Genomic DNA, 12,062 nt, shown 5'->3' with positions numbered 1-12,062 from the left:
GGGGCCGTCGATTCCGGGCACGCAGGCGAGCTAAGGCCGCGCGCCAGCTCACCTCTCCGAAAACCATTACCCAAAGTAGAAAAAATGCGCTGACGTCGGCCTTTCGATCACTGGAAGGCGATTTCACGCCAATCGGCCAGGAAAGCGCTCGCCACTGCTCCGCTCGGGCCGACCCCTCAGACGGGGGAGGTGCCACACCACCCCGGACGCGATCCCAGAATTGCGCGCCGACCTGCGGATACGCTTGCACTGCACGCGCCGCGATCACAGCCGGTCATTCACTCGAACGGGGACCCGCGCAGAATCGGCCTAGTGCTCGCTGTCACCTTTTGTCAGACTGCTCTCAGCGCGGCGACGGAAAACGAATGACCACCATTCACCGCCGCTCATCACCGACGCAGGCTCCCAGGAGGCCCTCGTCATGAGGTGCGACACCATGCCAGCAGAGCAAGCGGGCCGGATGACCCGCTGGGCAGTCCGCGTGCTGTTAGTGGCGGCGATCGCCGCGTGCGGGCTGGTGCTGGCGTGGCTCGCTTCGGGGGATTCCGCGTCCGCCGAGCCCGCGCCGCCGGTACCCGGCGTCGAACCTGTTGCGGCTGGCGTCGCGCGGGCAGCGATCGGCTCCGCGGTGGTTCCAGTCCGCGACGGCGCGGCGGACGTTGTTCGCGCGACTACTAAGAATGTGGCCCAACCGCTGACCAGAACCGTCGCACATACGGTCGCTTCCGACGGAACCGCGGTTCGCGAGATCATTGCCCGGCTGCCCCGGACCGGCGTCCTGCCGACGAAGCCCGTCGCGGAAACGCCAGTCACGGCACCTGCGACCCCGGTACCGCACACGCGAGTACAGAAAGCGGAAAAAGCGCCGTCGATCCACTCTGCGATTCCATTGAGCGCAACCGCCGCAAAGAAATCTTCCCGGCACGATCTCGCGGCCATTCCGGTCCCCGACGGCAAGGTCCACCGGGCGACAATTCCATCACGTCCCGGACAATCGACGACCGCCCTGGAAACTCCGCCCCGACCGGTTTCGGCTCCGCTCGCGCCGCCGATCCCGAGGTCGCCCAGTGCGCCTGCCGACGGACACGTCTCCCCGCCATCGGCCGGAATCATCCAGTCCGCAGGGCGGCCCGAGCCCCTAACCGGCGCGGACCCCTGCCCTGCCCCTTGCGTTGACCGACCGTCGGGCATCAATTCCCGGCCCGGCTGCAACCCCGACTGATCCGGCTTCGCTTCGGCGTACTGCCGAATTCTTCGCCGCGTCGCGGCGATACACCCGACAGGTCTCCGGACCCGGGAATCCCCAAAACAGGTTCCGCTGGAGCCTGCCCAAGAAAACCCTGAAATGGAACGAGGGAATTGTCATGCACATCTGGGTCAAACGCGGCATGCAGACGGCGCTGCTCTCGGGCGGTTTGCTCGTGCTGGGCACCGGGATCGCCTCGGCCGCCGACGCCACCAGTCCGGATACTCCGGCGAACCCGATCGACGCCGGGATCACCGTGCCGATCGACATCGGCGACAACGTGCTCGGCACCGCGGCCGGACAGACGAAACTGCCCGGATACCAGGGCGAGGTAACCACGAAGACGCTCACGAACCCGCTCCAGCAAGCCTTGCGAATGGGGAAGACGGGCTCCTCGATTGCCCGCGCGGCGAGCCCGGTCACCAGCGGCGCGAAGCCCGCACAAGACGCCGTGCCAAAGACAAGCAAGTCCACCAGCCCATCCCCCGGCGCCAAGGCAGCGCCGACGGGAGATCCGTTGCGGGGCAACCGCGCGAACGCCGAGCTGGCGGTGCCGGTCCAGATCGCCGGCAACGCCTTCGCCGTGGGCGGACCCGCCGAGGTCGACGGCTCGAACCACCACCAGACCTACCAGAACAACCACGACATCAAGACCAGCGGCGCAAACACCCCGCTCGGCGGCAATGTCGTCGACGCGCGCTGGGCAGTACCGGTGCAGTTCGCGAACAACGCGATCTCCTGGGCCGGCGCCGCGCGCACAAAGGGCGGTCGCGCCGAGCAGACCACCGCGACGAACGGAGCCGACAGCACCGACGGCAGCGGCGGCACCGGTTCCGGCAACGTGCTGGCCGGGCAATGGGCGACTCCGCTGCAGGTCACCGGCAACGCGGCATCCTGGGGTGGTTCGGCCCAGACCACCGACTCCCAGGCGCAAAGCACGACCTCCTCCGGCGGCCCGATCTCCAGCGCCGGAAAGGACGGCAAGCTCGCGGGCAACGTCGGCGCGGCGCCGCTGGCGCTTCCGCTCGAATTCAACGGAAACGCCCCGACCTGGGGCGGTGTGTCCACAGTAGACTCGTCGAACACCACCGACACGGTGACCGCGGGCGGCACCAAGGAAGGCATCAACCACATCCCGTCCTACGTCCAGACCAACGGCGACCGCGGGACCGGCTCCGGCAACATCGTGCAACCGCAAGGCGCGGGCATCGCGAACGTCGCCAGCGTCGCCGCCGCCTGGGCGGGCAAATCCAGCACCGGCGGCGTGCACGGCAGCCCGCTGGCCGACCCGCTCCCGCTGCCCGGCTACCCCTTCCCGACCGGCAACCCGCTCACCGGCGGAATCAACCCCGCCGCCCCGACGCCCACCGGCCAGCCGACCCGGCCGGACGGCTCGCCGCTCTGGCCGGTCCCGATCCCGAGCCCGCAGCCAGTGGCCCCAGCACACGCGCCGAAGTCGGCGTCCAGTTCCAAATCGACCGTCACCTCCGGCGGGTTCTCCTCCACCTCCGCACAGGACGGGACCGGGTCGGGCAACATCGCCGACGCACCGCTGGCCGTCCCCGCCGAAGTGTTCGGCGTCGCCGGGAACTGGGGCCTGGAGTCCTACGCCGGGCACGACAACACCTCCGACGTAAAGTCCGGCAGCGGCACCTATACGAACGGCAACGGCGGAAAGGCGTCCGGCAACCTCGTCTCCGAGCCGGTCGCGGCGAGCCCCGACGTGTTCGGCTCCGGTGCCTCGTGGATCGGCAACAGCTACGGCCAAGCCACCAACGACAAGAACGTGCAGGCCGGTGGCTACGACGGCACCCAGGGCAACAACTCCGAGGGCTCCGGAAACATCGTCACCGCCCCGGCCGCGCTGCCTGCCGAGGTGTTCGGCGTCGGCGGCTCCTGGATCGGACAGGGAGTCGGAGTCGCCGACGAGCACAAGAAGGTGACCGCAGGCGGCGACGGAAACACCAACGACGACAACGGAAAACTCTCCTCGAACGTCATCGCCGCTCCGCTTTCCGCACCGACCCAGGTGTTCGGAGACGGAGCAGCCTGGATCGGCCGGGGTGTCGGCGAAGCGAGCAACCACACCGACTCCAAGGCTGGCGGCAACTACCACGGCACCGGCGCGCTCGGCACCGCGGCCGGAAACATCGCGCAAGCCCCGATCTCCCAAGTCACCCAGATCGACGGAGACGGAGCCGCGTGGGGCGGCTACGGACAAGGCGTCTCCGACAACACCACGAACTCCCGCGCAGGCGGCAAAAACCTCGCCGACGGCCGCGGCGGCACCCTCGCGGGCAACGTCGTCAACGCGCCGTCCGCTGGCACCGCGGGCGTGTTCGGCGTGGCACCGGCGTGGATCGGCCGAGTGACCGGCGACGCGACCAACAACGTCACCTCCACCGCAGGCGGCGACACCCACACCGCGGGAGACCGCGGACAACTGGCCGGTGACGTCGTCTCCGCCGAAGCACTGCCGATCGCCCAGGCCTTCGGCGACTCGGCCGCGTGGGTCGGAATGGTCGACGGCAGCGCGGTGAACAACACCCGCAACACCTCCGGCGGCGACATCACCAGCTCCGGCACCGGCACGTCCGGCGTCGTGCAGGACGTGCCCACCTCCGAGGTGGCGCAGGTGTTCGGCGATTCCGCGGTCTGGGGCGGAATCGCGAACGCCTACGGCGACAACACCACCCACGGCAACTCCGGCGGCACCATCGCCACGACCGGCCAGCACAACCAGACGCCGATCGGCGCGATCGGGCAGATCTACGGCCTCCACCCGGCGCTGCTCGGCCAGGCCACGTCCATCGTGCCGGAGAACGTCACCCAGGTGGAAGACGGGAACACCCCGGCCCAGCTGAATCTCCCGGTGAACCCGTCGGCGTTGCAGGCCAACGAAATCCCGGCCCTGCCCGGCATTCCCCAGTAGCCCCGCGGGAATGACGGAGGCGCGGGGCGGCCGGGCATGCCCCGCCCGAACGCCCCGCGCCTCCACCCGTCGCCAGAGCGGTCCTCGCCGCGACTCCCGTCCGATTCACTTCGGATCCAGCCTGCATTCACAAAGAAGGCCAGAATCCGCAGAGACATCGAAACAAGACGGCCCCGTCTTCAAAACTCGCAGTTTCGACATCTTCCGACCGACGCCGCCGTATCCCGGCGGCACAGCTCGGCACGCCACAGGCTTCGCATGCACGCGCCGAGCAACGACGACATGCCATACCAGGAGCGACAGCGACCCGCACAGCTCCCGCCCATGCCTCCGAACTGCCAAGCTTCCCGCAGGAGCCTGTGGCTTTCTGAGCTTGATGGCGCGCAATCTTCATCGTTATGTGACGTCGCTGACGGAGGTGGTTGTTTAGTTGACACGGCATGAACACTGTGAGGATGGATCATAGACAGGACGCGACAGGGTCGCCGTCGCACTGGGTGCGCTCGGTACTGGGGGCGGTCGTGCTGGCGGCCCTGACCATCGCCACATGGTGGTCGTGGTTGGGATCGGATACCACTTATCAGATCGATCCGGTCACGAGGGAGCGCACCGGACCGTACGAACCGTGGCAAGTCGTTGGCTGCGTGCTGTGTCTGGTTGTGCTCGCGGTAGCCGGGACGATGATCGGATTGTCTCGGTGGGTTGTGGTGCCGGTCATGTCCGTGGTGTTCACGGTGGCGTGGTGCGTGTCAGCAATTGCCTCGGCCACCTCTGGCCTGTGGGGCGTGGGGGCGCTGATGGTTGCGATCGGGATGGTGCTCGGTTCGTACGTGGTCGTATCCGCTGCGGATAATGCCCGCACCACCCTGGCACGACGGCAGCGCTGAGCGCGGTCCGTGCCGGAGACGCGCTCAGCCGTGCCCAAGCTGGACAACCCCGGCCCGGTCGGCACCCGACGCCCGCGAGATCAGCGATTCCCTGGCCGCGCGCCAAGGCGAAGGGCAAGCAGCCCAAGCTGTCGGCCTGGCAGCAGGCCCACCTGGTCAGGCTCCACGAGGCCGACAGCCACACCCATCGTCGAGTAGGCTGAACTCCCGGCCGACGGCGTACCGGGTGCTCGACAGTGTCCGGAGTGGTACCACGTGAGTTTCGGCAACTTCGCCCGCAAGGTGCGCGACCCCGCCCTGTCCCACCAGAACCGCGTCTCGGCGCTGCGGTCCTGCGTGCAGCTGTACCGGCCGATCGGCTTCCACGCCACGCTGAGCTTTCTTCATCACGAAGCAGGCCCCTTCCAGCGCGACGAAGCGGCGCTGCTGGATGCCCTCGACATGCTGCAGGCCAGCCGGACCGCTTGGCACAGCGAGATTCGCGCCTATGCCGCCGCACGACGCGCGGCCAAACGGCGTGGCCAGCGCACCCCAAACCCCGCCGAGGTCAATCCATACACCCCGACACACTGGTACGGCGCACCCCGACCCGCCGCACTGCACGCGCTGCGATTCTGGCACCAGCAGTGGCTTACGCCTCTGCTCAACGCGAGCGACCAAATCGGCCAGGACGTCAGCCAGTGCGTCACGGCATTCCTGGAGTCCGGCGGCCAGCTCACGGCCACGCAACACCAACTGCTCGCCAGTTGCGTCGACAAGCTGTTGCCGCGCCTGTCCTACGACGCCTGGCGTGAAGATCCAGCCCGCTACGACCGATCCAGGAACCTGCTGAAAACCGTCCGTCTCCTGCAAGCCTCAGCAACCGACGAACAGCCAGACACCAGCGCCCCGTAAAGCCGCAGATTCCGGTGCCCTCGCGAATCGCGGCACTTCCGTCGGAAACGGGCCGAGGTGCGGAATCCTGATTTTGTCCAATTTGGACAAAGCGCTGCACCCTGCCGACAGCTTCACCCTCCCCAGCCTCGTCTGGCAGGCCAACCTCGCCGCGATCGAACTGCGCGTTCCACAGTGGACAATCGACCGGAAAGGCCTGCCGCCTGCCCGACCGGCTCGTCATCGATCCAGGCGACGGCGCGTCACCGTCGCGACACGCCAACGCGCCCTGGGCATACGCGCAGCATCTGGCCCAGAAGCTCGCCCGGGAACCCCGACATGGTCACCGCGGTCATGGTGCAAGCCCGCCGCGCCGGAAAAGTCTTGGATTCTGGACTGTCCATTGTGGTCGTTAGCGAGAGTCGCCTACCGCAGAAAACCTACGCGGGATGCCGGGAGCCGCCGGTCCCATCGCGTGAAGATCAACTGCGAGACGTTCCTGGTCCGTGTCCTGCGCGGCCAGATGTGGTGCGAGCACCAACGGCAGTCTCCGAGTCGATCGCAACAGCGTTTACCGACTCGCATGCGAGCGTCGAGCGACCAATCGACATGTCGAGCGAGGGCCGCCCACGCCAGGATCGACAGCGGCCAACGCGGCGACGCCGCCCCACCGCTCCGAACTGCCACAGGCTCAGCGAACCACCGACGACCCCCGGCAGCCGACCGCTGGGGCAACCGGCAAAACCGACGCTAAATCGCCCCTGCTTACGGACAGCAAAAAAAGCCCAGGTCGATGACCTGGGCTTTGGCTCCCCCGCTTGGACTCGAACCAAGAACCCTCCGGTTAACAGCCGAATGCTCTGCCAGTTGAGCTACAGGGGATCGTGCTTCGCCGGTCCGGATCTCTCCGGGCTGACAGGAAGAACTTTAGCCCATGCCGTTCCGGCCTCGCACAGGGGGGTGGGTTTTCGCCCGGGCCGCACGCGGGCCCGCACGGGAGGCGGTTGTGCTGGACAATGGACAGTCGGAAGCCCTACTGAGGAAGAGGTGTGGCCGCCGATGAAGAAGTTCCTGCTGGGCGTGGGCCTGGGGTACGTGCTGGGCACCAAGGCCGGCCGGGGACGGTACGAGCAGATCGTGCGCACCTACCGCAAGCTGGCCGACCATCCGATGGTCCAGGGGGCCGCCGGGGTGGCGCGGGCGAAGATCGGCGAGAGGTTCGAGCGCGGGAATCGCTGAGGAAGCCCAGCTCAGGACGGACTTCGCCAGGTGAGGGAGTAGCGCCGCAGGACGTGTCTGCGGTAGCGCACGCCTGGTAGCAGCCGCTGCGCTGCCGTGCGGACCTCGCGGTAGCTCATCCGCGGCCGCGTTTCCGGCATGCCCTCCGGGCCGTGTGCGCGGCGGACCGTCTTCACGATCCGGACGATCGGCGCGGACGCGATCGTCGCCGCCCGGTCTCGCACGCTCCCGTCCCGGGCTAGGCCGACGACTACCAGGACGCCGCCTGGGCTCAGCAGGTTTCGCATCCGTCGAAGGGCTGCCTCGAAATCCAGGTGGTGGATGGTGGCGACGGAGCAGATGAAGTCGTAAGTGCCGAGCTCAGCGGCGAGAAAGTCGCCCTCGATGAAGACCCCGCCGGGCAGGGAGCGGGCCTGAGCGATCATCTCCGGGGACTTGTCGATCCCTGTGACGTGAGGCACTGTCCCGGCCAGTTTCCGCACGAGCAGGCCGTCGCCACAGCCGACGTCCAGCGCGGTCGCGCAGCTGGCGGGCACAGCGCGGAGAATGTCCGCGTGCCGGGCGACGTTCGTGTTCCAGTACGGCATCAGGCGGGGATCGTCGCGACGAAGAAGATCCTCCGGAATTCGAACCAGGTGGTGCCGTCCTCGCGCGGCGGGTAGGCCTCGTCCAGCAGCGGGGCCAGGTCGTCTTGGAAGGCGGCCCAGTCCGCGTCGTCCAAGGCCGCGCGGATGGGGCGGAGCGCGGTTCCGGTGATCCACTCCAGCACGGCGCGCGGGCCGGAAAGCCGTTGCACGTAGGTGGTTTCCCAGGCGTCGACGAGGCAACCGGCGTCGGCGAGGAGGTTCGCGTAGTCGCGGGGTTCACCGACCGCGTCTTCGGCTCGCAACGACACCGAGGACAGGCGCGAGGCCCAGGCTGGCGAAGCCGCCAGCTGACGGGTGAGGGCGTGCGAAGGGGCGGAGAAGTTGCCGGGGACCTGCACCGCCAGGACCGCTCCGGCGGGCAGTTCCGCGGCCCAGCGGCGCAGCAGGTCCTCGTGTCCGGGCACCCATTGCAGGACCGCGTTCGAGACGACCACGTCGGTGTCCGGTTTCGGGGTCCACGACCGGACGTCGCCGACCTCGGCGGCCACCCCGCGTTCCCGCGCCGCGGCGACCATTTCCGGCGAGCTGTCCATGGCCTCCAGGACCGCGCCGGGCCAGCGGAGCGCCAGATCGAGAGTCAGGGTGCCGGGGCCGCAGCCCAGGTCGGCCACCCGGCGGGGGGACGCCGCCGAGATTCGCCCGATCAGGTCGTAGAACGGCCGGGCGCGCAGATCGGAGTAGTCGAGGTACTTCGCCGGATCCCACATGAGCAGCCTCTCGCCAGCAAACAGTACAGCCGTACTGAGTACGAGCGTACTGCTACTCCGCGCGGTTGGCCAGCTTCTCCGCGACCTCCGCCGCGACCGCCTCGACCAGTGCCGGGTCGGTGCCGGGGTCCGGGCGCACCTGCAGTTCCACGCCGTCGCGGCCGGGGATCTTGCGCTGGACGAACCACGCGCCGCCCTCCGGGAACTCGTGCCGGTGCCTGCCCCGCACCGAGCCGTCGACGCGCAGGCGCACCTGCTGCGGCACCTTCCCCGGCCGCGGCAGCCGGAACCGCACCGGCGCGCGGTCGGCCAGGACCGCGACCGCGCCCGCTCGACCGGTCTCCTCCGATTCGGTCAGCGTGAACACGCCGTCGCCCCAGGCCGCCTTGCCCACCAGGTGCCAGCCGACCCGCCGCGCGCCGTCGCCGTCCGGAATCCACAGGCCCAGCGACGTCACGACGAGGTGCCCGCCGCCCTCGACCGCGGCCGCGGCGACCGGATCCTCGCCCTCGGCCAGCTTGCCGGGAAAGCCCGGGGGCAAGCCGCCGCCGAAGAACCGGTTCAGCAGCCCCACGTCACTCCCACCCGCTCGCGGCCTGCTCGCGCAGCGACTTCCGGTACTGCTCCAGCGCGACCAGATCGCCGAAGAGCGCCCGGTAGTCGTCCGGGGCCTCGACCGGCGAAAGCCGCTGCAGCTTCGACTTGATCTCGCCGATCTGCCTGCCGACGAGGTTTTCCTGGACGCCCGCGAGCACGCCGGAGATGTAGCGCGAGTCCACTTCTCCCAAGGCGCGCAACGGTTCCACCGCCAGTTCGCTGAGCACGCGGCGCACGGTCCCTTCCGGACAGTGCGCTGCCGCGGCGTCCAGCAGCGCGGGCCCGGTGAGCCCGGACGCCGCCCCGCCCGCTTTCAGCACGGCCAGGTGCACCGCCACGTACACCGGATGCGTGAACGCCTCTTCCGGCAGCGAGTCGTACTCCGGACCGGCGATCGCGGGCTGCTGCAGCGCGGCCTTGAGCGCCTCGCGCTGCCCGATGAACCTCGGGTCGTTCGGCGCGGGACGCGGCAGGTCCTTCTTCTCCGGTTCGGGAGCCGGAGCTTCCTGCCGGGCCGCCGACCGCCGCGGCTGCGGTTCCGCCGGACCGCGCCGGGCCGCCGCTCCGGCCGCGCCGCGCACCCGGTTGACCACCTGCGCGACGTCCTGCCAGCCGACCCACCACGCGAGTTTTGAGGCGTATCCGTCCCGGCTCGCCCGGTCCTTGATCGCGGCGACCATCGGCACGGTCTTCTGCAGCGCGGCGACCTGGCCGTCGACCGAATCCAGGTCGAACTGCTTCAACATGCTCTTGATCACGAACTCGAACAGCGGCGTGCGCCGGGCCACCAGGTCGCGCACCGCGGCGTCGCCCTTCGCGATGCGCAGCTCGCACGGGTCCATCCCGTCCGGCGCGACCGCGATGTAGGTCTGCCCGGCGAAAGTCTGGTCGCCCTCGAACGCCTTGAGCGCCGCCTTCTGGCCCGCCTCGTCGCCGTCGAAGGTGAAGATCACCTCGCCGCGGAAGGCGTCGTCGTCCATCATCAGCCGGCGCAGGACCTTCATGTGGTCCTCGCCGAACGCGGTGCCCGAGGACGCGACCGCCGTCGGCACGCCCGCCGCGTGCATCGCCATCACGTCGGTGTAGCCCTCGACCACGACCACCTGGTGCCGTTTCGCGATCTCCCGCTTGGCCTGGTCGAGGCCGAACATCACCTGCGACTTCTTGTAGATCTGCGTTTCGGAGGTGTTGAGGTACTTCGCCGAGATCCGGTCGTCGTCGAACAGCCGCCGCGCGCCGAAGCCGACCACGTCGTTGCCGACGTCGCGGATCGGCCACACCAGGCGCCGGTGGAACCGGTCCATCGGGCCGCGCTGGCCCTCCTTCGACAGGCCGGACGCGATCAGCTCCTTCACCTCGAACCCGCGGTTGAGCAGGTGCTTGGTGAGCTTGTCCCAGCCGCCGGGCGCGAACCCGCAGCCGAACTGCTTGGCCGCCGCGGCGTCGAACCCGCGCTCGGTCAGGAAGTCCCGCGCCGCGCGCGCCTCGTCGGTGCCGAGCTGCTCGATGTAGAACTCGGCCGCCGCGCGGTGCGCCTCGATCAGCCGGGACCGGGTGCCCCGGTCGCGCTGCACCGACGCGCCGCCGCCCTCGTAGGTCAGCCGGATCCCGACCCGGTCGGCGAGCCGTTCGACCGCCTCCACGAACGACACGAGGTCGATCTTCTGAATAAACTTGATGACGTCGCCGCCCTCGCCACAGCCGAAGCAGTGGAAGGTCCCGTGGGTGGGGCGCACGTTGAACGACGGGGTCTTCTCGTTGTGGAACGGGCACAGGCCCTTCAGGCTGCCCCCGCCGGCACGGCGCAGCGCGACGTACTCCCCCACGACCTCGTCGATCCGGTTGCGCTCACGCACCTCCGCGATATCGCTCTCCCGAATCAGTCCTGCCACGGCACCACAATAGTTCTCCCTCCCGCCGCGCCGTGCGGCACACTCGGGACATGAGCACCACCACCGCGCTGGAGGACTTCGCCGCCGAGTTCGCCGCCCACCGGCCGCACCTCGTCGCGGCGGCCTACCGGCTCACCGGCACCCGCGCCGACGCCGAGGACGCGGCGCAGGAGGCCTGGCTGCGGCTGTCCGGGCTCGACGACTCCGGCCGCGCCGGGATCCGCGACCTGCGCGGTTGGCTGACCGCCGTGGTCGGCCGGATCTGCCTCGACCGGCTGCGGTCGGCGGCCGTGCGGCGCGAGAAGTACGTGGGCGAATGGCTGCCCGAACCGATCGTCACGCCGCTCGGCGCACCGGCGAGCGAAGATCCGCTTGAAGCCGCGGTGCGCGACGACGGCCTGCGCATGGCCGCGATGGTCGTGCTCGACCGGCTCACGCCCGAGCAGCGCGTGGCGTTCGTGCTGCACGACGCGTTCGCGGTGCCGTTCGCCGAGATCGCCGACGTGCTCGGCTGCAGCCCGGCGGCGGCGCGCCAGCACGCTTCCCGGGGACGGCGCGCGGTCGAGGACTCCGATCCGCCCGGCAGGCTCGAGCTGGCGCAGCAGCAGGCGGTGCTGGAGAAGTTCGTCGCCGCGGTGCTGGCGGGCGACCTCCGCGCGGTCACCGAACTGCTGCACCCGGACGTGGTCATGATCGGCGATTCCAACGGCCGCTCGCGCACCAGCCGCCGGATGATCGCCGGACCGGACAAGGTCGCCCGGTTCGTGCTCGGGGTGCTGGCGAAGTACGCGCCGGGCACGATGGGGAACGGGCGGCCGGTGCTCGTCAACGGCGACCTCGGCCTGTGGCTGCCGCGGCTGCCCGCGGTCGACGGCTATCTCGCCCTGGACGAGCGCGTGCAGACTTTCAGCATCCGCGACGGCCGCATCGCGGGCTTGTTCGACCAGGTCAACCCGGAGAAGCTCACCCGGATCACCCGCCCGGAGCAGTAGGCCGTGAAGGACTCGTTGCGGGAATCTGATCCCCGCAACGAGTCCTTCAC

The 12,062-nt window shown here is 69.4% G+C and carries 9 protein-coding genes and 1 tRNA gene; 5 read left to right on the top strand and 5 right to left on the bottom strand.

Annotated features, from left to right (window positions below; translation table 11 throughout):
• Positions 1–1,364: 1,364 nt before the first annotated feature.
• From ACZ63D_RS20990 to ACZ63D_RS20980, 3 genes are all read left to right on the top strand, one after another.
• Entirely contained in the window at positions 1,365–4,178 is a 2,814-nt protein-coding gene (locus ACZ63D_RS20990; protein WP_465355990.1) for a beta strand repeat-containing protein, read from the top strand.
• A 455-nt stretch (positions 4,179–4,633) separates the two neighbouring features.
• Complete coding sequence (locus ACZ63D_RS20985) at positions 4,634–5,065, top strand: hypothetical protein (RefSeq protein ID WP_465355989.1); 432 nt, start codon at positions 4,634–4,636, stop codon at positions 5,063–5,065.
• A 255-nt stretch (positions 5,066–5,320) separates the two neighbouring features.
• Entirely contained in the window at positions 5,321–5,959 is a 639-nt protein-coding gene (locus tag ACZ63D_RS20980) for a hypothetical protein (protein ID WP_465355988.1), read from the top strand.
• A 785-nt stretch (positions 5,960–6,744) separates the two neighbouring features.
• On the opposite strand, the gene ACZ63D_RS20975 is transcribed toward ACZ63D_RS20980, so the two are convergent.
• Positions 6,745–6,820, bottom strand: a tRNA-Asn gene (locus ACZ63D_RS20975).
• 177 nt (positions 6,821–6,997) lie between these two features.
• On the opposite strand from ACZ63D_RS20975, the gene ACZ63D_RS20970 reads away from it, so the two are divergent.
• On the top strand, positions 6,998–7,177 hold the full coding sequence (locus ACZ63D_RS20970) for a hypothetical protein (RefSeq protein WP_465355987.1): 180 nt from the start codon (positions 6,998–7,000) through the stop codon (positions 7,175–7,177).
• An 11-nt stretch (positions 7,178–7,188) separates the two neighbouring features.
• Here the strand turns inward: ACZ63D_RS20970 and ACZ63D_RS20965 are convergent, their stop codons facing one another.
• From ACZ63D_RS20965 to dnaG, 4 genes are read right to left on the bottom strand one after another with little or no spacing between them, the layout of a single operon-like run.
• On the bottom strand, positions 7,189–7,764 hold the full coding sequence (locus ACZ63D_RS20965) for a class I SAM-dependent methyltransferase (protein WP_465355986.1): 576 nt from the start codon (positions 7,762–7,764) through the stop codon (positions 7,189–7,191).
• Complete coding sequence (locus ACZ63D_RS20960) at positions 7,764–8,531, bottom strand: trans-aconitate 2-methyltransferase (RefSeq protein ID WP_465355985.1); 768 nt, start codon at positions 8,529–8,531, stop codon at positions 7,764–7,766. Before ACZ63D_RS20960 ends, ACZ63D_RS20965 begins: the two co-directional genes overlap by 1 nt.
• A 52-nt stretch (positions 8,532–8,583) precedes the next feature.
• The gene (locus tag ACZ63D_RS20955) at positions 8,584–9,105 is read right to left on the bottom strand and encodes a hypothetical protein (RefSeq protein ID WP_465355984.1); all 522 of its coding nucleotides are present in this window, start codon (positions 9,103–9,105) and stop codon (positions 8,584–8,586) included.
• Position 9,106: 1 nt separating this feature from the next.
• On the bottom strand, positions 9,107–11,020 hold the full coding sequence (gene dnaG / locus ACZ63D_RS20950; RefSeq protein WP_465355983.1) for a DNA primase: 1,914 nt from the start codon (positions 11,018–11,020) through the stop codon (positions 9,107–9,109).
• Between the two features lie 50 nt (positions 11,021–11,070).
• Between dnaG and sigJ the strand changes: the two genes are divergently transcribed.
• Positions 11,071–12,012 carry an RNA polymerase sigma factor SigJ gene (gene sigJ / locus ACZ63D_RS20945; protein WP_465355982.1) on the top strand — a complete coding sequence of 314 codons (942 nt, stop codon included), beginning with the start codon at positions 11,071–11,073 and terminating at the stop codon, positions 12,010–12,012.
• Positions 12,013–12,062 lie beyond the last annotated feature (50 nt).

The sequence above is a fragment of the Amycolatopsis sp. NPDC104775 genome, from assembly GCF_055583325.1.
Note: the sequence above shows the minus strand (reverse complement) of the source record. Positions and strands in the feature narration are given on the sequence as shown.